At 41.8% G+C, this 23,712-nt stretch carries 17 protein-coding genes and 1 pseudogene; 9 read left to right on the top strand and 9 right to left on the bottom strand.

The genetic code is table 11. The features are described from left to right. Nucleotides 1-218 precede the first annotated feature (218 nt). Both H6G32_RS14930 and H6G32_RS14925 read left to right on the top strand, forming a co-directional pair. Nucleotides 219-629 (top strand): type I restriction enzyme HsdR N-terminal domain-containing protein, encoded by a 411-nt coding sequence (locus H6G32_RS14930; protein ID WP_242046605.1) that lies wholly within the window; start codon nucleotides 219-221, stop codon nucleotides 627-629. A 105-nt stretch (nucleotides 630-734) separates the two neighbouring features. Further along, nucleotides 735-3,413, top strand: coding sequence for a DEAD/DEAH box helicase (locus H6G32_RS14925; protein ID WP_190459581.1), 2,679 nt, complete (start codon nucleotides 735-737; stop codon nucleotides 3,411-3,413). Between the two features lie 268 nt (nucleotides 3,414-3,681). On the opposite strand, the gene H6G32_RS14920 is transcribed toward H6G32_RS14925, so the two are convergent. Continuing rightward, nucleotides 3,682-4,056, bottom strand: coding sequence for a hypothetical protein (locus H6G32_RS14920; protein WP_190459578.1), 375 nt, complete (start codon nucleotides 4,054-4,056; stop codon nucleotides 3,682-3,684). Nucleotides 4,057-4,703: 647 nt separating this feature from the next. On the opposite strand from H6G32_RS14920, the gene H6G32_RS14915 reads away from it, so the two are divergent. Further along, the gene (locus tag H6G32_RS14915; RefSeq protein ID WP_190459574.1) at nucleotides 4,704-6,680 is read left to right on the top strand and encodes a heavy metal translocating P-type ATPase; all 1,977 of its coding nucleotides are present in this window, start codon (nucleotides 4,704-4,706) and stop codon (nucleotides 6,678-6,680) included. 383 nt (nucleotides 6,681-7,063) lie between these two features. Next, nucleotides 7,064-8,290, top strand: a pseudogene (locus H6G32_RS14910) (RNA-guided endonuclease InsQ/TnpB family protein). Between the two features lie 81 nt (nucleotides 8,291-8,371). Here H6G32_RS14910 and H6G32_RS14905 read toward each other — a convergent pair. After that, on the bottom strand, nucleotides 8,372-9,460 hold the full coding sequence (locus H6G32_RS14905; RefSeq protein WP_190459572.1) for an aromatic ring-hydroxylating dioxygenase subunit alpha: 1,089 nt from the start codon (nucleotides 9,458-9,460) through the stop codon (nucleotides 8,372-8,374). 645 nt (nucleotides 9,461-10,105) lie between these two features. On the opposite strand from H6G32_RS14905, the gene H6G32_RS14900 reads away from it, so the two are divergent. Continuing rightward, the gene (locus H6G32_RS14900; RefSeq protein WP_190459571.1) at nucleotides 10,106-11,005 is read left to right on the top strand and encodes a hypothetical protein; all 900 of its coding nucleotides are present in this window, start codon (nucleotides 10,106-10,108) and stop codon (nucleotides 11,003-11,005) included. Nucleotides 11,006-11,199: 194 nt separating this feature from the next. On the opposite strand, the gene H6G32_RS14895 is transcribed toward H6G32_RS14900, so the two are convergent. The 4 genes from H6G32_RS14895 to H6G32_RS14880 all read right to left on the bottom strand — a co-directional run bounded on the left by H6G32_RS14895 (nucleotide 11,200) and on the right by H6G32_RS14880 (nucleotide 14,522). Beyond that, the gene (locus tag H6G32_RS14895) at nucleotides 11,200-11,457 is read right to left on the bottom strand and encodes a hypothetical protein (RefSeq protein WP_190459568.1); all 258 of its coding nucleotides are present in this window, start codon (nucleotides 11,455-11,457) and stop codon (nucleotides 11,200-11,202) included. A 19-nt stretch (nucleotides 11,458-11,476) separates the two neighbouring features. Then, entirely contained in the window at nucleotides 11,477-13,750 is a 2,274-nt protein-coding gene (locus H6G32_RS14890; protein ID WP_190459566.1) for a heavy metal translocating P-type ATPase, read from the bottom strand. A gap of 316 nt (nucleotides 13,751-14,066) precedes the next feature. Continuing rightward, a complete protein-coding gene (locus tag H6G32_RS14885) occupies nucleotides 14,067-14,261 on the bottom strand; it encodes a heavy-metal-associated domain-containing protein (protein WP_190459564.1) in 195 nt (64 codons plus the stop codon). A 36-nt stretch (nucleotides 14,262-14,297) separates the two neighbouring features. After that, entirely contained in the window at nucleotides 14,298-14,522 is a 225-nt protein-coding gene (locus H6G32_RS14880) for a DUF305 domain-containing protein (RefSeq protein WP_309232604.1), read from the bottom strand. 321 nt (nucleotides 14,523-14,843) lie between these two features. Between H6G32_RS14880 and H6G32_RS14875 the strand changes: the two genes are divergently transcribed. After that, complete coding sequence (locus H6G32_RS14875; RefSeq protein ID WP_190459560.1) at nucleotides 14,844-16,307, top strand: RtcB family protein; 1,464 nt, start codon at nucleotides 14,844-14,846, stop codon at nucleotides 16,305-16,307. 182 nt (nucleotides 16,308-16,489) lie between these two features. Further along, on the top strand, nucleotides 16,490-16,921 hold the full coding sequence (locus tag H6G32_RS14870; RefSeq protein ID WP_190459557.1) for a hypothetical protein: 432 nt from the start codon (nucleotides 16,490-16,492) through the stop codon (nucleotides 16,919-16,921). Between the two features lie 73 nt (nucleotides 16,922-16,994). On the opposite strand, the gene H6G32_RS14865 is transcribed toward H6G32_RS14870, so the two are convergent. From H6G32_RS14865 to H6G32_RS14855, 3 genes are all read right to left on the bottom strand, one after another. After that, nucleotides 16,995-17,732 (bottom strand): hypothetical protein, encoded by a 738-nt coding sequence (locus H6G32_RS14865; RefSeq protein WP_242046604.1) that lies wholly within the window; start codon nucleotides 17,730-17,732, stop codon nucleotides 16,995-16,997. A gap of 784 nt (nucleotides 17,733-18,516) precedes the next feature. Then, nucleotides 18,517-19,794, bottom strand: coding sequence for a hypothetical protein (locus H6G32_RS14860; protein ID WP_190459555.1), 1,278 nt, complete (start codon nucleotides 19,792-19,794; stop codon nucleotides 18,517-18,519). A gap of 153 nt (nucleotides 19,795-19,947) precedes the next feature. Continuing rightward, the gene (locus H6G32_RS14855; RefSeq protein ID WP_190459553.1) at nucleotides 19,948-21,168 is read right to left on the bottom strand and encodes a glycosyltransferase family 4 protein; all 1,221 of its coding nucleotides are present in this window, start codon (nucleotides 21,166-21,168) and stop codon (nucleotides 19,948-19,950) included. 570 nt (nucleotides 21,169-21,738) lie between these two features. Here H6G32_RS14855 and H6G32_RS14850 point away from each other — a divergent pair. Further along, nucleotides 21,739-22,686, top strand: a complete 948-nt coding sequence (locus H6G32_RS14850) for a glycosyltransferase family 2 protein (RefSeq protein WP_190459551.1) — start codon at nucleotides 21,739-21,741, stop codon at nucleotides 22,684-22,686. Between the two features lie 165 nt (nucleotides 22,687-22,851). Further along, complete coding sequence (locus tag H6G32_RS14845; protein WP_190459549.1) at nucleotides 22,852-23,706, top strand: transcription factor RcaD; 855 nt, start codon at nucleotides 22,852-22,854, stop codon at nucleotides 23,704-23,706. Nucleotides 23,707-23,712: the final 6 nt, after the last annotated feature.

The following is a 23,712-nucleotide window of genomic DNA, read 5'->3' as shown; positions in this document are numbered from 1 at the left end:
TCAGAAAAGCAATCCCTAATGCTTTTGCAGATGGGATACAGGGGATTGTAGTTTCCCCAGTAAAGGTAACACTTTCAAAGTAAAAGATATTTGTCTATATTTTTTACAACTATGAGCAATTACCTGAGCTTAATCCTGGAGAACGCACCAGCCTAGAAATTCTATGGAAGCGTTATATTTATCACCGATCAGGCGGGAATTTATTAGAAAGTACGGTGATGCTATTACTCGTTTCTCCATTACTTACCGTTGCAAGTTTATATGATCCACCTTTTCCCATCAAAGCTGAAGAATCTGTACAAATAACAGTAGCTGATAGCGAAGAAACTCTACAGGGTCGAATAGATGTGCTGGTATTACGCGAACGCTTGTGGATTATTGTTTTAGAATCTAAAAAAACCATGCTATCAGTTTGGGCAGCACTGCCGCAAATTCTTACCTACTTGATGGCTAGTCCAAATAGTGAGCAGCCTAATTTTGGAATGCTCACCAATGGGGATGATATTGTGTTTGTCAAGTTAGAAAATAAACACTATGGCATCTCACGAGTATTTGCCCCTCTCTCTACCCAAAGCGAATTAGAGTCTGCGTGTCGAGTCCTACGGAAAATTGCAGAAACAGTCAGATGATGAAGAAAGGCTAAGTAATGCCCCCATAACTCAGTTTTTGGTATCAACGTAGCAAATCACTAATAACGTTATGATAGAAAACAGTCCGGTTGCAAATGTATTTGAGTGAATTATCCTGCGCCGTCTCCAGAACTTGACCTTGGGTCGATTTTTCCCTTTGAACTAGATCAATTCCAGCAGGATGCGATCGCCTCCCTGAATGCTGGACGCTCAGTAGTTGTATGTGCGCCCACAGGTTCAGGCAAAACATTGGTAGGGGAATACGCCATTTATCGCGCCCTGTCGCGAGGCAAACGAGTGTTTTACACAACACCTCTGAAGGCGTTATCAAATCAAAAATTACGTGACTTTCGGGAAAAATTTGGGTTTGATCAAGTTGGACTGTTAACTGGAGATGCCTCCATTAACAGAGAAGCACCAATTTTGGTAATGACCACAGAGATTTTCCGAAACATGCTCTATGGCACACCCATAGGGCAAGTCGGCATCTCATTAGTAGATGTAGAAGCAGTGGTGCTCGATGAGTGCCACTACATGAACGATCGCCAACGGGGTACAGTTTGGGAAGAATCAATTATCTATTGCCCCCGTGAAGTCCAACTCGTCGCCCTTTCCGCAACAGTGGCCAACAGCGATCAACTCACCGACTGGCTAAATCGGGTTCATGGGCCCACAGACCTGATTTACTCCGATTTTCGCCCAGTACCATTAGAATTTCACTTTTGCAATCCCAAGGGGCTATTTCCCCTACTGAATGAAAGCAAAACCAAAATTAACTCCCGATTATCGAAGCGGGGGGGAAAAAAAGGAACTGTTGACAGAGGCAGAAGTGGTAGACCTGAGGCTCCCGGTATTATTTACACCCTGAGCCAACTAGAGCAACGGGATATGCTGCCAGCAATTTACTTTATCTTCAGCCGTCGGGGATGTGATAAAGCCGTAGCAGAAGTGGGTGATTTATGGCTGGTAAATAATGAAGAATCCCAAATATTGCGGGAACAAATTGATGAATTTTTAAGCCGCAATCCCGAAGCCGGGCGTTCTGGGCAAATTGCGCCCCTATATCGCGGAATTGCCGCTCACCATGCCGGGATTTTGCCTGCATGGAAAGTTCTGGTAGAAGAACTATTTCAGCAGGGACTGATTAAAGTAGTCTTTGCCACCGAGACTTTAGCTGCGGGAATTAATATGCCCGCCCGGACAACAGTTATTTCCACCCTAAGCAAGCGTACCGACAACGGACACCGCCTATTAAAAGCTTCCGAATTCCTGCAAATGTCAGGCCGGGCTGGACGCCGGGGGATGGATCTCCAAGGCCATGTGGTGACAGTACAAACTCCCTTTGAAGGAGCTAAAGAAGCGGCATATTTGGCTACATCTGAGGCAGACCCCCTAGTGAGCCAGTTTACGCCCAGCTACGGCATGGTGCTCAACTTACTACAAACCCACAGCCTAGACCAAACCAGAGAACTGATAGAACGCAGCTTTGGTCAGTATATGGCTACCTTGCATTTAAGACCAGATTATGAGGAAATTGCCGAAATCCAAAGAGAATTAACCCAAATTCAGGAACAAATCGCCGCAGTCGATGACAATGAATTGGCTGTGTATGAAAAATTGCGGCAACGCTTGAAAGTAGAACGGCAGATATTAAGAACTCTGCAAGAGCAAGCACAGAAAGACAGACAAGAACAATTGGTGATGATGCTGGACTTTGCAGTTTCCGGAACATTGCTGAGTCTCAAGGACAAAAACATCACAGCAACTTTACCCATAACAGCTGTGTTAGTTGCCAAAAGTCCAATTGCTGCTGGTCAAACTCCTTACTTGGTATGCTTGGGGCGAGATAACCGTTGGTATGTGGCAACCTCCGTGGATGTCGTTGATTTGTATGCTGAACTGCCACGGGTGGAAGTGCCGCCTGATATGCTACCACCGCCAGAACTGCCTTTAAAAAGAGGACAGTCCATCCGTGGTAATGAAGAAACTGCCGCAGTTGCTCAATATATACCTGATCCTGGGGAGTTTTTGCCTGCGTCTCCGGAAGTGGCAGCACAACTGTGCCGTGTGACTGCTGTCCAAGAGCAATTAGAAACTCACCCCTTACATCAAGAAGGCAATGCTGCCGCTATATTCAAACGCAGAGCACGTTGCATTGAGTTAGAAGCCGAAATTGAAGAGTTGCAAGGGCGGGTAGGGCAACAGTCTCAACGTCATTGGGAAGAGTTTCTCAGTTTAATTGAAATTTTGCAGCAATTTGGTGGTTTGGATAACTTAGTGCCTACGACATTGGGGCAAATCGCGGCGGCAATTCGCGGTGAAAATGAATTATGGATCGGTTTAGTCTTCGCTAGCGGGGAATTGGACAACTTAGATCCCCACCATTTAGCAGCAGCTGCGGCGGCTTTAGTGACAGAAACCCCCCGTCCTGATAGTAAGGTGCGCTATGAACTCAGTAATGAGGTGGCAGACGCTTTGGCCAAATTGCGGGGAATTCGCCGTCAAATGTTCCAAGTTCAACGGCGCTATAATGTCGCCTTGCCTATCTGGTTGGAATTTGAGTTAATTGCGATTGTAGAACAGTGGGCCCTGGGAATGGAGTGGATAGAACTGTGCGAAAATACCACCTTGGATGAGGGGGATGTGGTGAGACTTTTACGCCGGACTTTGGACTTATTATCCCAGATTCCCCATGTTCCCAATTTACCCGATTCTTTGCAGCGCAATGCCTATCGGGCTATGCAACTAATTGATCGATTCCCGGTGAATGAAGTGATGGAGTGAAGAGACACCTTTGGGGGAATTCAAAATTCAAAATTTTCAAAATTAAGAACCACCAAAATGAATTTAAGGAATGAAAATCAGGACACCTTGTGTAGAAGTGCTTACGCATCTCAACATAAGTCTTTTGTTTTTTTTCCCTGAATAAATTTAGGTGGTGCTGTATACTTTTATTTTTTTGAATTTTGAATTTTGAATTGGAGCGTAAGCGCAGCGTCTGGTAGAGAAGCGACTGTCCAGTTGTGGTAATAGCGACAAGCGCCCTAAAATCCTAATAGACTAAGGGTTGACTACCTTGCATGGTACGTAAAGCATTTATACAATATGGGCAGTCACAGCCGAATACAGCGATCGCTTTATTACTTTCGGCTTCAGAAAAGTCTAACATCGCAATATTCTTGTCAGATGGCTGTACCGAGTTAACTCTAGATGCAGGTGTAGAGCGCGATAATTGATTTGTTGGTGTATTCCGGATACACACAAACTTGTCGTAGCTAATATGTGGATGCCGGATACAGGCTTCACCATTTTGCAGTCGGAGAACTGGTTGGCTTGCGTGGGCAGGATTCACCAATGCCAGTGTAGACATTAGAGAGGTAAAAATTGTGGAGCTAGAAAGTAAACTAAGTATTAATTTTCTATTCATCAGTTTTTTGAGAAAATGCCTCTGAACGCTAAGGCTATCCGATTAACTATATGTCGGTCAAGAGACTTTGGATTGTAAATACCAAAGATTTATAATTTTTTTGATTAATTCAACCTAGGTCAGAAATATACGGCGTGGCACAATAGTAAAAACTAAAATGTTATGATAATTATTTAATAATCCATTCTACTAAAATTAATGAAAAAAGTTCCGTAGAAATCCGATATTCGCAACGGTGAAGCAGGCAAAACTACTTTTAGCCAGAATGCTCGCTGATGTGTTAAAAGTTTTATATTAATCCGAGGTATATAATGACTACTCAAACTCATCCTTCGGTGTTGCAAAAAACAGCAAGCTTGACATTGAAATTAGTAGTATTATAGCGATTAAGAGTTACGTGAGGTACAGATAATATTTTGAAACGCAAAGGGACGCAAAGTAAAGCGCAGAGGTACGCAGAGATTTGTACCTCAGCAGACTAGAAAACGCTATATTAAAAAATAAATATATTAAACAATAAATATCATTTTTATCCCTCATTGATAAAGATTCTTATTCTTAAATAAAAATCTTGCGAAAACTTCTTTTTTTTATTACCTTTAAACCAAGGCTAGAATATCAAACATGACTAACTATACTGAATAAATATGAAGCAAAAACCAAATTCAGAATCTTCCGGCTGTTGCAGTTGCGGTCATGATCATGAACATGAGATTCATGAGAATCACAGTCATGATGAGAATCATAACCATGATCACGGCGGAGAATTTAACCTCAAAAATGAGATATTTCCTTTGGTTGTGGTTTTAAGTTTATACGCACCTGGTTTAATTTTCGAGGAACAATTACACCGGACTTTTTATAGTATTGGTGAATATCTGGTTTTCCTACCTGCGTATCTTATCAGCGGGTGGAGCGTTTTAAAATCTGCTGGAAGAAATATACTCAGAGGTAGAGTATTTGATGAAAACTTTTTAATGACAATAGCGACACTGGGGGCGCTAGCAATTCATAAATTGCCCGAAGCTGTCGGTGTGATGTTATTTTATAAAATCGGCGAATTATTCCAGGATATTGCCGTCAGTCGTTCCCGTAATTCCATCAAAGCCTTATTGGAAGTACGCCCAGACTATGCCAACCTGAAAATAAATGGAGAGTTGAAAAAAGTATCTCCAGAAAAAGTCAATATTAATGACATTATCATTGTCAAACCAGGGGAAAAAATCCCCCTAGATGGTGAAATTATAGAAGGTAATTCACAAGTTGACACATCCGCCTTAACTGGAGAATCTGTACCACGAACTGTAAGAGTTGGAGAAACGGTTTTGGCTGGAATGCTCAATAAAATGGGAGTCCTCAGCATTAAAGTCACAAAACTATTTGATGAGTCTTCCATAGCCAAAATTTTAGAATTGGTGCAGAATGCCAGAAGCAAAAAAGCAGAAACTGAAAAATTTATTACTAAATTTGCCAGATATTATACGCCAGTAGTAGTTTTTGCTTCTCTAGCAGTTGCGCTATTGCCTCCTTTATTCATTCCTGGGGCAAAATCTTCAGAATGGGTTTATCGCGCCCTGATATTATTAGTGATTTCCTGTCCATGTGGACTGATCATAAGTATCCCACTAGGTTATTTTGGGGGCATAGGAGGTGCGGCAAAACGCGGTATTTTGGTTAAAGGGTCTATTTTTTTAGATGTTTTGACTACAGTAAAGACAGTTGTTTTTGACAAAACTGGAACCTTGACAAAAGGAGAGTTTAAGGTATCAAACATTGTTCCAGTAAACGGCTTTAATAAGCAAGATTTATTACAATTAGCTGCCAAGGTTGAATCAAATTCAAATCATCCCATCGCTCAATCTATCCTTGAGGTATACGGTGAAAAAATAGATATATCCGAAGTGAAAGAATTTGAAGATATTGCTGGTTATGGGATCAGAGCTAAAGTAGGAAATCAGGTAGTGATAGCGGGATGCGATCGCCTATTGCATAGAGAAAACATTGCTCATGATGTCTGTGATTTAGAGGGAACAGTTGTTCATTTAGCGGTAGACAATATTTATGCTGGATATATTGTGATCACTGATGAGTTGAAAGAAGATGCGAGACAGGCTATTCAAGCATTAAAGCGTCTGGGTGTGGAGAAAACAGTAATGTTGACAGGGGATAATCAGGCGATCGCATCCCGTGTTAGTCAACAGCTTGGCATAGATGATTACGAAGCAGAGTTATTACCAGAAGACAAAGTCAGGGCGATTGAGAAGCTACTTAGCACCGCCAGAAAGCATGGTAAAGTCGCCTTTGTTGGGGATGGAATTAATGATGCGCCTGTGATTGCTAGAGCCGATGTTGGCATAGCAATGGGTGGGCTAGGGTCAGATGCGGCGATAGAAACTGCGGATATTGTCATCATGACCGATGGGCCCTCGAAAGTAGCGGAAGCAATACAAATCGCCAGAAAAACCCACAAAATTGTTTGGCAAAATATTGGTTTTGCTTTAGGAATTAAAGGTGTATTTATTGGGTTAGGTATTTTAGGTATAGCAACGATGTGGGAAGCTGTTTTTGCCGACGTCGGCGTAGCTCTCCTAGCGATTGTCAACGCCACCAGAGTGATGAAATAATATTCTTTGTTATTTGGGAATTGTGAATGATGCAAATATACAGTTAACTGTAGGATAGTAATCTGATTTCTCTAAACTTAGAGGAAAAGACAGAGATTCCAAAATATTCAGTGTTAAATTATACTTTTTTAAAATTTCATAGTCGTTATACTCATTTTTAGGTTCTACCTGGGAATTGATGAAGTGGCAAAGCCACTTCATTTTTATAAGGAAAATGCTGAAAACCCCTGAGAAACAGCAACACAGTTGCGTATTTCGTACTTCAGGTGCTTGGGTTGAAAGCTAGTTGAGTCCTTTAGGACTCTGTGAAGTTTTGTTTTGCCTCGATTGTTGGCTTATGCCAAACATGATTGCATAAATATGCAGTTGGTTAGGTCGAACCGATGATAATTTACTCTTTTCAAAGTCAAAGGCAAAGACAAGCAGTATCGTGCAATAGATGACGCTATTCGTACTAGTCAGTTCATCCAGAATAAATCCTTGAGATATTGGATGGAAAATAAAAATGTCACTAAGTACGATCTGAATAAATATTGTGCTGTGCTGGCTGCTGAGTTTCCTTTTGCAGATGAACTCAATTCAATGGCTAGACAGTCTGCTGCTGAACGTGCATGGTCAGCGATATCACGGTTTTACGACAACTGTAAAAAGAAAGTTAAAGGCAAAAAGGGGTTCCCAAAGTTTAAAAAACATTGTCGCTCAGTTGAGTACAAGACAAGTGGCTACAAACTTTCGGTTAATCGTAAAGCGATTACTTTCTCTGATAAGAAAGGAATTGGAACTTTGAAGCTGAAGGGAACTTACGACCTTAATTACTACGATATCAAGCAAATTAAGCGTGTCCGGTTAGTACGTCGTGCTGACGGGTACTATGCCCAGTTTGCAATTAATGTTCATGCTTTAGTTGAGACACAGCCGACTCTTCAAGTAATTGGTATTGACTTAGGTTTGAAGTATTTCATTGCCGATAGCAAAGGTAATGTAGAAACTGCGCCTAAGTTTTACCGCAAATCGGAGAAAGCTTTAAACCGTGCTAATCGTAAAAAATCCAAGAAGTTCAGCGCGGCAAGGAAGAAAGCCAAACTTCGACAATCTAACAATTACCACAAAGCTAGAAATAGGTATGCCCGTAAGCATTTAAGAGTAAGTAGGCAACGAAAAGAGTATTGCAAGAGATTAGCATACTCCGTCATCCAATCTAATGATTTGGTAGCCTATGAAGACTTAAATGTGAAAGGGCTGGTTCGTAACCGACATTTAGCTAAAAGCATAAGTGACGCTGGCTGGTACACTTTTCGATTGTGGTTAGAATATTTTGGGTATAAATATGGGAAAGTAACTGTTGCAGTTCCTCCACATAATACAAGCCAAAGCTGTTCCAACTGTGGTGAGAAAGTGAAAAAATCTCTGTCTACGAGAACCCATCTTTGCCCCCATTGTGGATATGTGGCGGATAGAGATTTAAACGCTAGCGTCAACATTTTGAAACTAGGACTGAGTACGGTAGGGATACGGTCATTTACGCTACAGGAGATTTGCCCTCTTGGGCGATTGGCGCAAGCCTGTTGTCTAACGGCGAGTCTATGAATGTAGAATCCCCGTCGCTTTAGCGCGGGGAGTGTCAATGACCGAGGTAGTAGTCAATGAAGAAATCAAAAGCAGAAGTTAAAAATCTACTAATTTAACTTTGATTAATCATTAACCAGATCATCTCGCCATTTCTCGCGGCTTTCCCTATTCTCTCCATCACGCGATCGCGCTAAGTTCCAAGTCCCCCACATTAGGGGTTTCTGTCGCTCAACATGGTTAATTAGCTGCATGATTGACTGATCTACCTTGATGGGGGTTTTCAAATCAAACTGAATCGTCTGAAAAATTTTGGTGTCAGCCTGAATAAAGTAGTAAACCAAAATCTTAGTCAGCCAAAGCATAACTCTATTAGACAACCAACCGAAAATCCCTCGATGTTTCTTAGCAATAAATATAGTCTGACCTTCGGTTTTTCCTCCTTCTAGAAGACGCAAGGCAAACATAACGTAGAAATGCATGAACTTGGGGCCAATTGTCACCGTGCCAGTAGTGCCGTACCAATAGCAAAGATCGTAGGTAATAGCATTTTTGTAGAAGGGACGGATAAGTTTGATCAAAAAAGAATCTTGGCCACCGAATGTAGTGTTGCTGAAGGTAATAGCATTATGATTCAGTTCCTGTTTGTCAAAGATAAATTCTGATAGCAGTTTGTGAACTGTATTGAAGTGTTGAGCATCGATAGCGTTCACCATCACCACATTAGGGTGACAGTTCGTCACGAAGTGGGAACCAAAAGCACTGACACAGTCCTCTATCTCCAATTCCGGGACAAAAGGTAGGGGTTGTTGCGGAGTTTCCCCAGTCCAAACCCAAATCATCCCATATTTCTCAGCCGTGGGCCAACTTTTTAACTTCACGGGAAGAGGCTCTGCTAAACAGGGAATATCAACACAGATACCTTCAGAATCAAACTTCCACTGGTGGAAAAAACAGCGTAATTCATTACCCTCTACTTTGCCTTCTGCAAGGTGAGCACCCATATGTGGACAGTAGGCATCTAAGGTAACTGCTATTTTATCTTTACCACGATAAATTACTAGTTCCCTGCCCAAGATAGTGATAGGTTTTACCTGACCTACCCGCAGATTTTGAGAGGGTATTACCCAATACCATCCCTCAATAAAACGCTCTGGGTTATTGAAAGTTTTAGGTTTACGGTTTGAGCTAACATTCTGCGAGTTAAAGTTCATTTTTAGGGTTTCACTTGAAGTCAAGCAGTTAATCTATAACTAGCATGAGACCCCAAGAAAAACAGTTACTTTCAGTACTGGCAGAGATATACAGCGGCCAATTATCAAATTCAGTATTTGAAACCTTGAAAAAAATGTCAAAATTGTACCAATTAAATAAAAGCCTATTTAAACTCACATCCACTCTGAGTAGGTATCTGAAAAATCAAAACTTAGTAAATTCTCTAATTAGAGAAAAATTCACAATGCTGATACTGAGGTTTTGCTAAACTCTAGAACAATTTAGCGAAGCTGGAAAAGTCTCCGGCGGTCAAAGTGTGTCTAGCTAAATCAAGTCTAATTAGCCACTTTTGAAGTATAGCAATCCAAAAGGATTTGTGAGAGAATACTTAGGCAACAAAAAAGTAATATTTGCCACTATAAATCAAGTCTGAGCAACATACTTAAATATCTTGATTTGGGGATAATGTAGGGTTTCTCAATCTGGTGAGGTACTTTTTTAAAGCTAAAAATTTTAACTAGTAAAGTCTGGGTGTACCTCAGTAGATTAGGAAACGCTATATCAGCTTCTAGCTACCTCCTGTTCAAACAGAGTGGTGATCAATCCAGTCTTTAACCATTAACACATTTTTGGCTTAACACATTATGACCAACTTATTGAATAGCACACTAGCGCAATCTGAATCATCTAAGCCTAGCCTAAAGAATGACTTTAATAAAAGAATAGGAAATCATTACTGTCAGCGCTTTAGCCGATTTAATAGTTTTCGCAAGGGATATAGTATTTTGCAAAATCAATTGCAGAGTTTGAATCCTACTGCTTACAAAAAACGTTTGCAAATGAGTGATAAATCCATCTTTGCGGGGTTGGAAGCTGATAAATTTGTGGCAGATTTAGAAGAGACTTCAGTAAGTTATGGACTACAACTGCCTGCCAACATGACAACCAAAATTCTTGAGTTTGCCACTCGCATACCTTCTACAGAACCGGGCTTTGATGATGAATTTATCCCAGAGGATGTTCAAAATGGTCGTTTAAGAGGTGGGCGTTATGTGATGCGGGGTTTGGTAAGTAATGTGATGGATTGTCCAGCTATCCAGCAACTTGTCCATGATTCTTTACTTTTAGAAATAGTCCGTAAATATCTCAAGTATTGGCCCACGATGATTACACAACATCTAACTTGGAGTTTTGCTTCAGACCTATCAGAAGCAGAAATCCAGAAAATCTACCCACCAACTAATTTTCATTATGATGTTGCGGGTTATAATTTTATGACATCGTATTTCTACATTACAGATGTTGACGCAGATTCTGGCCCTCACGTCATGATTAAAAAGTCTCGTGATCAAAAGCCATTAAGCATGTTGTTGGCTTCTAATCTCCAAACTGATGATGCTGTATATAACCATTACGGCAAAGATAGTGAGATAGTGATTACTGGTAAGAGTGGATTTGGCTTTGTTCAAGATCCTTCCTGTATTCACAAAGTTAAACCCCCTACTACCTCTAATCGGCTACTTTTACAAATCAGATATTCTTAACTAATGAGACACTGAGGCGCGAATTGTTGTTTTATGTAAAGGCTCAGTTTTCATTCTTGGGTGTCTGCATTATAGTTGCACACCAATATTTTTCGGTTAGTGATTATCCTAGGGACACAGTATTGCTGTGTCCCTATAAAGTGGTCTAATGATTTAAAAACTGCTGTAACCGAGAAGTATTGGGTGGCACACTACTATTTTTTCTTAGTCAATTCGGCAATTGGTGGCAGTGCTGGCGATTTACTCAAGAGAAACCACCATAACTCTAGTCCAATTAAGGCTAAACCGCCGATGGTGACACCGATTTTCAATGCCAAAGGTTGCTCAATGGGTTGAAATTGGCTAGTTTGATCTGATGTAGAAGCTGGCATTTTTGCTAATACTGCACCTGATGTATTACTGAATATCACTAAACCAGCAAGGCTTCCCCAAAGTGTTTTTGTGTTCAACATTTGCGAAATTCCTCAGCAATTATGCGGTGAGTTTTGGTTGAAAGTTACGCAATCGCAGGGCATTGGTAACAACAGAAAGAGAGGAAAGGGCCATGGCTGCGCCGGCAATAATTGGATTGAGCAACCAGCCAAAGACGGGGTAGAGAATTCCCGCGGCAATGGGAATGCCGATGATGTTATAAATAAAAGCAAAGAAGAGATTTTGTTGGATATTACCAATGGTGGCGCGACTGAGTTGAATAGCTGTGACGATCGCTTGCAAGTCTCCAGAAATTAGAGTGATATCGCTAGCGGCGATCGCAATATCTGTTCCTGTACCAATGGCTATGCCAACATCAGCCTGTGCTAGAGCTGGTGCATCATTAATCCCATCACCCACCATAGCGACAATTTTGGATTTTGAAGCTGTGGCATTTTGCAAAGATTGGATAATGGCAGCTTTTTGGTCTGGACGGACTTCGGCAAAAACTCCCGTGATCCCAACAAGTTGGGCGATCGCCTGAGCAGTTTGGCGATTATCTCCTGTCAGCATCACTACTTCTAAACCTAACTTCTGTAGTGCTTTCACTGCCACTGCTGATGACGGTTTCAGGGCATCGGCAATACCCATAATTCCTTGTAACTCACCATCTACAGCTATCCAAATTACTGTTTTACTAGCAGATTCCCAATCCTCTCGATATTGCTGGAGAGCAACAGTGTTAATTCCTAATTCCGCTAACCAGCGCTGTGTACCAATTTGTACCAAATGTTCAGCAACAATACCTTGGACACCACTACCTGTCTGAGATCCAAATTCAGTTACCGCAGACTCGGATAAACTCACTTGTTGAGATTGGGCATATTTCACCACCGCAGCGGCCAAGGGATGCTCAGAATTGCGTTCTACCGTTGCGGCTAACTGTAAAAGCTGGAGTTCATTCCCGTTATCTGTACCATTGACAGTCACAAAGTCTGTCACCGTGGGTTTACCCTGAGTTAAAGTTCCCGTTTTATCTAGAACGATAATTTGGATTTTGTGTGCCAGTTCCAAGCTTTCGGCACTCTTAATCAAGATGCCATTTTCCGCACCTTTGCCTGTTCCCACCATGACAGAGGTGGGAGTAGCTAAACCCAAAGCACAGGGACAGGCGATAATCAGCACACCTACCATTGTGATTGTAGCCAGGGTAAAGTTGCCAGTGAAGTTAAACCAAATGACGAAAGTAGCGATCGCGATCGCCATGACAACCGGCACAAACCACCCCGTCACCTGATCTGCCAAGCGCTGAATCGGTGCTTTAGAACCTTGAGCCTGTTGCACTAATTTGACAATTTGCGCCAAAAATGTATCTTTACCGACTCTTGTCACCCGAAACTCAAAGGCACCCGCACCATTAATAGTTGCCCCAATCACCTCATCCCCTGGCTGCTTTTTTACAGGCACACTTTCACCCGTCACCATCGCCTCATCTACCGTAGAAACCCCCGTAATCACCTCCCCATCTACGGGAATCTTCTCCCCAGGACGCACCAAAATCTCATCATTAACTCTAACTTCCCCGATGGGAAGATCCATCTCCACCCCACCGCGAATCACTCTGGCATTTCTGGGTTGCAGTCCCATGAGTTTGTGGATAGCAACTGATGTTTGCCCCTTAGCGCGGCTTTCCAACAACCGCCCCAAAAGAATTAAAGTTACAACAATCGCCGCCACCTCATAATAAACATGAGGTTCTAAGCCTTGAGCCAGCAAGAACCCAGGAAAAAGCGTAACAAACACAGAATATAAATAAGCTGCACCCGTGCCCAAGGAAATCAGGGTATCCATTGTTGCTGTATGGCGTTTAAGAGACTTCCAAGCATTGCGGTAAAAAGACCCACCACACCAGAACTCAACAGGAGTCGTTAGCACTAACTGCACCCAAGGATTATGCAAAAATCCGGGAATCAAGGGCAAATTTACCCCAGTCATCATGGGCAATGACCCAAAAAATAGGAAAATGCTAATTACACCGCCCACCATCACCTTGAGGTTAAGTTCCCGGTTTTCAGCTAAATTACTCGCTTTCTCGGCATCATCTTCACCCATGTTTTGATCGTCGAGTGAGTAAGATGAGTATCCCGCAGCATCAATAGCGGCTTGGATATTCTCTAAATTGACTCGCTGGCGATCGTACTTAATGGTGGCTTGCTCCGTACCAACGTTAACGTTGCAGTCAATCACCCCAGGAATAGAGAGAATTGCCTGCTCAACGTTATTGGCACAAGAGGCACAACTCATACCTCGAAGTTTGAGTGTGAGATTATCCATATTATTAGTAGTTCTAAGTTTTGAGTTTTGAGTGCAATAAGACTTACGCAAAAATGATATGAAACCCTCGATTTACCCTAGTACTCTGTTAACTAAAGTTTGAAGGATAAAGGAACGTAGACCGAAGGGCGTGCCGCAGGCTACCGCAAAGGATGCTGCATAGCGCGAAGGAAAGAAGGAAGGAAGAATGAAAGTTTTATTTACCTGTCAAAATGTATTCGGCAGACTACTAAGGGCAATTCATGAATTGCCCCTACATTTTGTACTTAATGCGTCAGTTATATGCAATTAGCACTGTCTTGACTCAGAACGGAAATTAGTTAGCGGGATAGCCAGCAGCAGCCAAGGCTTCTTTAATTGCTGTTTCTGAAGCTTGAGTTTCTACATTGACAAGCTTGGTTTGAGGATCAGCTTGAATGCTGGCGTTAGCATCAACCGCTTGCAGTGCTTTGGTGATGTTGTTAGCACAGGCAGAACAAGCCATACCGGGAACTGTGAGTTGGAGTGTCATAAGTTTAAAGAATTGAATGAAAAAAGGAAAAAATGATTAAGACCAAGTTTGATACCATTGCTGCATTTGCTGAATTTCAGCAGTTTGCGATTTGATAATAGCTTGAGCTAGATGGCGAATTTGTGGGTGAGTAGCATTTTTGAGAACTGTCTGCGCCATCATGACTGCTGACTGATGGTGAGGAACCATCTGACGGATAAAATCTTTGTCAAAGTCAGCAGCATTTTTCAGAGAATCTATATTTACATTCATGCCCATCATGCCTGAATGCATGCCGTCAAAAATCAGCTTGTTTGAGTACTACTGTTACTGATTTTTGGCGGAAATTCGCCCTAAATTCATCGTAAACTCTCCAGTTGACTAGAGAGTACGGGAAACTTTACAAATCTATAAAATTCAACTTTAGCGATTTGAAATTGTCGGCAGCTTGGCAACTTATCAACAAATTAGTTAAGATTAACCTGTTACTTTCCCCACAATTCCGGGAAAATGACCCCCTACCACTTGAGACGCGGCTGCTGAACCCATGTCTCGTTAATCTCTTCAAAACAAAGAGTCTTGTTTAAGGCTCTGAAAAACTTCATGCAGCCAAAAAATATTCAACGTCTCCTGCGTGCTTTAGGGCGCCAGGGTTTAGATGTAAGTTATCAAAACAGCATTTATTCTGTCCGTTTAGCTAATTCTCCAAATGCCCCAGCAGCAGAAGTCCTACTACCGGAGGGTTTCCCTGTAGAAGCAAAGGCACTGAAGCAGTTAGCCAATTTGGCAAACGTCCGCCACCCATCTGGTGGTTGCGTTTGTCGTGCTTGTGCTACCCCTGACTTTCACCCTGGTGATGCAGGTATCGCTATTGGTTCCGTCGTGGAAACTGTAGGACAAGTTATTCCGGCGGCTGTCGGTTCTGATATTAATTGCGGAATGCGTTTACACATCGCTGATTTAACTATTGATCAATTCCTAGCAAAACGCGATCGCTTTGTAGAATTGATCAAGGGTGATTACTTTTTCGGTACGCGAGATGTCACCATGACAGCCCAAACCATGCAATCTCTATTTCAGTATGGGGTTCCCGGTTGGATAGATGGGATGCTAGATGCACCTACAGGTAGTTTTGTCAATTCCAACTGGCAACAACTTTCTCAAGAGTGCGATGGCTGCGCCGATGCCTTCGGCAAACGCATCTTTTTAGGTGGTTCAATGGCTGGAAACTGGCGACTTGCACCAGAAGAACTAGTTCCCGACACTGGACTTGTGCGCGATGGTGGACTAGCAACCATTGGCGGTGGTAATCATTTTGTAGAAGTGCAGCGAGTTGACAAAGTCGAAAATCGCGCTTTAGCCTACCCTTGGGGAGTGCGTGAGGGACAGCTAGCTTTTATGATTCACTCTGGTTCCCGGAATGTGGGTAAATATATCGGGGGCATGTGGCGAGATAAAGCGAAAGCCTCATGGGAAAAGGGTTTAAAGTATCCTGAATCTCAGATTTTTCCTCTTTCTACTCATTCCCACCCCGAACTAGTTGCTGGTTATCTAGAAGCTGAAGCAACTGCTGCTAACTACGGTTTTGTTAATCGTCTGCTGTTAGCGGAATTGCTGCGTTTGCGGTTGCGGGAAGTTTACGGAGATGTGGAAGCGCCTCTAGTTTATGACTTGCCGCACAATATCACCTTACCATTCGGTCAGGGTTGGGTAACGCGTAAAGGTGCTTGTCCCGCACATCCAGAACAACCTGTAATTATCCCTGGTTCGATGGGTGATTATTCTTACCTGATGGTAGGCAAGGGAAATCCAGCATATTGTAATTCTGCATCACATGGGGCGGGAAGAATTCGTACTCGTTTCGACCTTAACCGCAGAGGTGCATCGGAAACTGAAGCCGAACTAGGTTTAACCGGAGTTGACTGCATCACCTTGCGCGAAGAACGCCGCATTGAGGAAGCACCCGCAGCCTACAAACCGATTCAGTCTGTGATTGATATCCAAGTTGAAGCCCAAATGGTGGATGTAGTAGCACGCTTGAGTCCGGTGTTGACGTTTAAAGCATAGGGATGATTTTGGCGTTGTTGAATAAGGTTTCATTACTGAAATCAACAGCGTCAAGAATTCAAAAATTGGGGTGAGGTTTGCAACTTTAGGTTTCCATCAGTGGTAAAAGTTTATTATTAACAACGAAATACCAATGCAATTACAACGTTTTTTGGTTAAGATATGTAGAGGGAGGTGTAAACATGGAGTTCACAACAGAAAAATCTATTAATTTACAAAACGGCCCCAATTGGCAGTCTTTTGAAAAATTCCGTACAGAAGGCGGAAAAGCTCTTGAGCCTGTCAAAGATGGCAAAGTTGCTATTTTAAGCACAAAAACTGGACAATACCGCATCCTTGAGGAGCATGACTTTCAAAAACTCCTAGGTCTGGCTCGTGATGTTGAGCGCTTGCGTGGAGGATTGCGTGTGTTGTTGCGTACTGTCCGCGTTGCACAGAAACATCCAGATGCTGAAAGCATGAGTTTGTTAATGGAAACAATCACCATGTTGGGTAGTATACCTGAACTGCCAACTCGTGATAGTTTTGAGCCTTTAATGCCAGAAGGTCTAGAGGTTGATTTAGATGATGAAGTAAATCTCAACCCTGACGAAATCGAAAGACCCCTTGGCTAGTAAATCGCTGACTATAAGAATAGTGTTGATTGATAGATTTAGGATCGGTGTTACCAACCCTAAAATTACTATGTTATTCTTGGCTGCTTTGCTGCTGTATATTTGACCGCATTTTAACCTCACTCTCACCAGCACGAACCATAATCGAGCGAACTAGAGAGCCAAAAATGCGCCATCCCACTAAACTCAAGCTTGCATGTCGGGTAGATAGTAGTAAGTCTTCTAATTTTATTGATACAATCCCATCAAATAGCACAGCATTGCCAACTACATTAGGTGCATCACCCGGTAAAGGTGGAAGATACATTTGTTTTGTGGACTTAAACGTTAGTAACTCTGAAAGTAATTGCTTGGCATCTGAATCTTTATTACTAATGGGTGACACACTCAATAATGCTGCATATTTACGACGTTGTGGAACAAGATCACAAGTTGAAGTAGCTATGACAAATTTGTTACCTGTAATACGATCACCGAGGATGTAGGCTGCATCTGTACTAACAATGTCACCTTGCAAAAGGCAAAATGGGTCTTCTTCTGGATGTATCAGACCCTTCTGAAGAACATCCTGATATTCAATAGGCTTAAGCACTAGAGCAGCTTCTTTGTTGAAAACTTGTTGACGCTTGGCTGTCTTTCCCAGGTTCTTAGAGAACTCTTGGATGATTTTGATGGCTTGGTCATCATGGGAAAGGTTATGTAAGCGCGCTTCAAGTTCTGCTAAATCTTCTGGCGTCTTAATCTCTGAAGTTAAGCTCAAAGTGCTGTTAGTAGGCTCGTTGTTGCGAAGGTTTTGATTTTGTGCCATCATAAATTAACAGCCATTAGACTGTTTGGATTTTGGTCAAAGTAAATTCACAGCCATAAAGCTGTTCGAGTTAACTGTAAATACCCATACCCTGGTTTCCGTGCAAAAGTAGTCAGGGAGAAATGGATATAATATTTCAGCCAATAGCCCTAAAGTAAAAATTTACTTAGGGCTATTATTCACTCTTAACTTATTATACTGTGGCGAAATTAATTAAGCAATGTTTTTAAAAACATCAGAAATCTTAAGCTTGCAACTCATTTAATAGGTCTATTGCGACTCAGGGGCAGATTTTTATCTTTAAGCCCAGTGAAAATGGGGAACCTTGATCGAAGCTGATCCCAACTTGTTTAAGTCATCATCCTCACCAGAAAAGACTTTCCCACACCGATTAATGTGCGTAACGTACCAAATCAGATATGCGATCTGCTGAAAGCAGCAGTACTTCTCTACGAGACGCTTGGCGAACGCTATCGCACCCTTCACTAGATTTTTAAGGTCAGTATTAGCCTTGGTAATGATAAATTGTGGAATTAGATAAACGTAAATGCCGCATACTTACAGCCAGTTCGGGATAACTCAATCAGCTATTTTTTGAATTACAACTAAGTAGGTTGGCGTAAATAATTCAAGGTTGGTAGTGAGGGCTAAAGCCCTCACTACGAGCAAATTTCAATAATTTTTACTTTGCTTAACATAGTTTGATTTCTTTTCGCCTACTTACTTAGATACAGTCAATATAGTTTCCTGCCTATATTTGTTAATATAGACAAGAAACCAACTTTAGTTAATTGTTTAATTTTGACTTGACAGCAGGTTGATGGATGCCATCATTATCTAGGGCGCTGTAGCTATCACTGGGCAAAAGTCCCAACCAGGGGTCAGAACTAGGAGTTAAAAACAGTTCAGCATAAACCTTTTCATTGAGGCTTTCTACATTACTTGTCTGGTTATTTTGGATAAACCATTGATGAATTTGGTTGTGTAGTATATATTCATTCCTGACTGTATCTACAGCCATTGTGGTTTCAAAGTTTTTCACTAATGCCAATAAATTATCTATTTGATTATTGCCAGAATGAAACTTTTTAGCTTTGATTAAAGAGATGCTATTTTTATCTAGCTTGGCATCGACGGCATAGAGTTGAGCAATCTTATTCCAAGCTTTTTCGTCGGTGATTTCTACTAAGGCATTTTGATTTTGTTGGGCAGGCTGGATAGCTTTAAGCATGGGGCGTTCTACTACCATTTTAGAAACCGCTAGAGAGCCTGCTATTGTTGCTGTAGGTGTGGGATTTTCTGCCAGTTTGGGAGGGGATTTGATGCCTAACCGCGATAAATCTTTTACCCATTGGCTTTGGATAGTATTTAGGCGATCGCTATGGTACTTTTGTAAGAAGAGTTGGCGATCGCCTAATGCGAGTTTGCTATACTCTTTAAAAGTCCCTTCCGCCTGCTGTAGCTGACGCAAAAACGCCTTAGGCCCATATAAACCGGGGATAGCATCAATCGGACGTCCCTCAGCATCAAGAATGTAGTGAATGCTATTGCCTGTAATCGTCCGTTCCATCTGCCGTCCGTCCCCAAAATCAATTGTCACTTTAGGCACAGGGCGCACAGACTGCCAATGCAAGATAAACCGCTTACCCAGGAATTGAGAAATCTCAGCATTTGGATACAGCGCCACCCGAAAAAAGCGACTATTAGCACAACTCAAATCCTGATCTAGCCTACCCAATAAACGCAGAGATAGTATAGGTTTACCGCTGACTTTAGCTGCTGCTTTGGCTTGCTCTATATCAGTATACCAGTAGAGACGAGAGGCGTAGCAGTCCCGCTGCTGGCAAAGTGCATCTAAAGCGGCGCGGGTTTCTGGGGAAGCCATAGCTGAAGCATGGGAATTGAGAAATGTTTGCAACCCCTGGGAACCCTGTTGTCGCAGTCTAGCAACTTCTTGAGATAGCTGGGAATTTACAGCTACAGGAGTTTGTGCAACAGCCGATTGCCAAAAACTAAAACTGAGTAAAATCAACGGGAGAGAACTTTTAAAACTGCTAAATTTCATATATTTTCCTGGTATTGAGATTGGAGATTGTGGATTGGGGATTAGGGGTTGGGTATTAGGGATTGGGTATTAGGGATTGGGTATTAGGGATTGGCGATTGATTTCTATTACCCATTACCCATTACCCATTACCCATTACCTATTACCCATTTCTTAAACTTCCCCAAAACAGACTTGTTCATAACGTTTACCAGCAATCTCCCAAGTGAACTCAGATTCTACTAGTTCTCTACCGTTGCGAGATAGTTGACTACGGAGTTGTGGCTGATCAAATATTTGGCTAATAGCTGCAATATATTCTGCGGGTTGATTGGCACGTAATGCCCGTAATGGTATTGTAGCCCCATCTACCGCTAATCCTTCCAAACCGCGATCGCTCCCCACCACCGGCACACCCGCCGCCATTGCTTCTAAAGTCTTATTTTTAATGCCAAACCCAGTCCGCATTGGCACAACACAGAGGGTAGCTTGGTGTAAATACTCTACCATAGAAGGCACTCTTCCAACTACATTAATACCTGGTTTTTCTTGGAGTGCCAAAACTTCTGGTGCAGGACGAGAACCGACAATATCAAAAGTTGTATCTGGATAAAGTTTTTGGATTTCTGGTAAAACTTCGTTGCTGAAAAAGCAGACAGCATCGATGTTTGCTAAATTATCCATCGCCCCAATAAAAATTAACCTCTGCCCCCCCGCATTGCTGATACGATTGGGAAAGGCAGCCAAATCTACACCATTGGCAATAACTGTAATTATAGCATGAGGGTTAAACTCTTGCAGTTGTATTTTATCTTCTTCAGTTGTCACCACAATTTCTGAGAATTTAGCACAATAGCTTTTTTCATAACGACGCAAAAGGGGCAAATTAATTTGATCTCTCAACCTATTTTCAGTGATGCCAGTAGTTAACTGATTACGACAAGTACCATAAACAGAACTATGGATATTAACTATAGTTTTTAGCTTTTTTTGGAAATGCGATCGCACATAAATTTCATTGACGCTGTGTTCACAGGTAATCACATCACATTTACCCGCTTTCACAAAGTTATCAATCCACTCTTGCATCTCCACTGAGTAACGGTTAAGTACACTTGGCGGTGTCCCCTGTAGTAAAAACCTGCCAAAGCGCTGAATTTTCTTCAGTATTCCCGTGCTAGTTCCCAAATCTGGAGGACGATCAAAAACGACTAGATGATCAACACAATCCTGTAATTCTGCTATCTCTGCGTCGGTGACATCGCCTTGGCGTTGGGTTATCAGAGTAATAGAATGGCGTTGTTTGATATATTTCAGTAAATTAAACGTTCTCACTTGGGTTCCCCCCCGCGTTGGCGGATAGGGAAAGGTAGCAGATAGCATTAAGATATTCATATATAAACTTTGACGGTATGGTGTAAATTGTCTACCATACTTCTAAGCTATTTCTAGAAACCTCATGCTAATTTATACCATTTCTTTATGAACTTGCACCTTAAGCCGCCGCAGCAGCCCCAAAACTAAAGTTCAGGGCTAGTAGCTAAAGTCGGTTAAAACGGACTGTAAGGGTTTTTTCAGTTGTCTAAAGATGGGTTTTGCTATTAGACTCAGAATAAATTATGAGGTGGGCTGAGGATTAGAGATTAACTTACCAATTACCAATTACCAATTACCAATTACCAATTACCAGCCTAAGAGGATGTTTGAAAAGCGACTAGAAGTCGCGCGCCACTTGCTTCAAGTCGGCGGAGCCGCCCAACGCAGTGGCTTGGCTACACAGACAAAACCCACCTCTGTGGGTTAGAAAACGCTTGATTTTGGATTAGCGGCTACACAGACAAAACCCACCTCTGTGGGTTAGACAGCGCTTGATTTTGGATTAGTCCACGGAGGTGGACTTTGCTTGTGTAGTAGCGACTTCTAGTCGCCTTTTAGTCTTTTGTTAGATTATTAAATATCTCTATTATGCCTAAAATTTCTGTTTGTATTCCTACTTTTAATCGCGCTCACTTACTACCTTACGCTATTGAAAGTGTACTGAATCAATCCGAAAAACATTTTGAATTAATTATCTGTGATGATGGTTCAAGTGATAGCACACCTGAGTTGATGTCACAGTACACAGACAAGCGAATTAAATACATCCGTCATCCACAAAATATTGGTAAAAGCAATAATATGCGTTCTGGCTTTGATGCTGCTAGGGGGCAATATTTTATAAAATTTGATGATGATGATCGACTAACTAGCGATTTTCTCGCCCGGACTGCGGCTATACTTAATCAAAATTATAGCATTGATTTTGTCGGTACAGACCATTGGATAATTGATATTAACAATCTCCGAGATGAAGCGCAAACTCAAGAAAATTCTCGGCGCTGGGGAAGAAAGAATTTACCCGCAGGTGTAGTTGATAATTTGCTAGAAATTGTATTTATTCAGCAAAGCTTTCAAGTTGGGGCGACATTATTTCGTCGTCAAACGTTGCAAGAGTTGGGCTTTATGTTGCCAAATCTGCAAAATTGTGAAGATAATGATTTATTTGTGCGGCTAGCCCAGGCTGGGAAAAAGGGCTATTATCTACCAGAGTTGTTGATGGAATATCGAGTCCATGCAGAACAGCAAGGAATTAATCGAGCAATTCCTTATTTATTTGATAAAGTCCGCTATTTAGAAAGTTATAAGTTTGAGTCAGAGAAATTAGAAAAAATTAGACAAAATCGCTTAACTGAAACGCAATTATTATTAGGTTTGCGGTTAATTGAGAAGGGGGAAACCCAAAAGGGGAGGGAGTTAGTTTTGGCGGGTAAGTCTTTTTCAACTACTAAAGCGTGGACTGGTTTAGGGTTATCGTTGTTACCTATTTGGTTGCGGGGTAAGGCGTTTGGGGTGTTGCGCCAAGTGCGGGGGTAAATATTTTTTTTGTAGAGAAAATTGCTGAATCAGGAAATAGTGAATAGGGGATCTCATATCGTGTAGCAGTCATACTTACTAATTAAAAGTACAATGGGAAAACTGTGTAAATTTTTGCCATTCAAGCTAAAGTAGTCCTGAGTCATATACAGCAAGATTGCCCCCATGGATACGAAAGAGTTAAAGTTTGTCTTAAAGCTATTGGGATGTGAGAATTATCGCGCTCTTTTGAGTGCAAGCCTTTTCAGTTCTTTTAAAAGTGAGAAAAACAAAATTTGTCGAGATTTAGGCGATCGCGAATTGGTAGACTATTCTCGTGAGATTGCCACAGTTAAAATTTTACCCCCTGGTGATGCCCTGCTGAAACTCGACTCAGCGGAGTTACCCATCACCGACAAAGAACGTAAAGCGCTAGAGAAAATAAGTAAAGCTGCTGGTAAAATCGCCCCCAGCGAAATCACCTCGCTAAAAGCTGCTGAACGAAGCGAGATATTGAAAAGCTTGAGTGAGCGGGGTTTGATTGCAGCCGAAATCAAAATTCAAAGAACTAAAGCTGAGGTTTGGCTAACTGAAAGAGGAATTGAGTTTTTGCGGGATGAATACAGTCCTAACAAAGGCTCTAACCCTGCTATCAGCTTGGAATTGCTGAATAATTACTTGCGCTTTTTGCGGAAGACTTTACGAGTTAAGCCAGAAGCAGCTTCTCCTATACCACCTAACGCTGAAAAGTCAGGTGTAGAAACAATCATCAATCCCAATGATGAAGAAATTTTACAAATTATCGAGAAATTAGACAAAGAATTGGGTACAGAAAATTATTTACCCATTTTCCATCTACGGCAAAAATTACAACCGCCAATGTCACGGGATGAATTAGATCAAGCGCTGTATCGTTTGCAAAAGGCTGACAAAATTGATTTGAGCGCGTTGCAAGAAGTCAGCGCTTACACACCAGAACAAATTGACGCTGGAATTCCTCAAAATATTGGTGGTCAACTGTTCTTTATCATAGTCAATTAACAGCCT

Source organism: Cylindrospermum sp. FACHB-282 (assembly GCF_014697195.1).
Classification (GTDB): Bacteria; Cyanobacteriota; Cyanobacteriia; order Cyanobacteriales; family Nostocaceae; genus Cylindrospermum.
The sequence above is the reverse complement of the archived record's forward strand: the minus strand, read 5'-3'. Positions and strand labels throughout refer to the sequence as shown.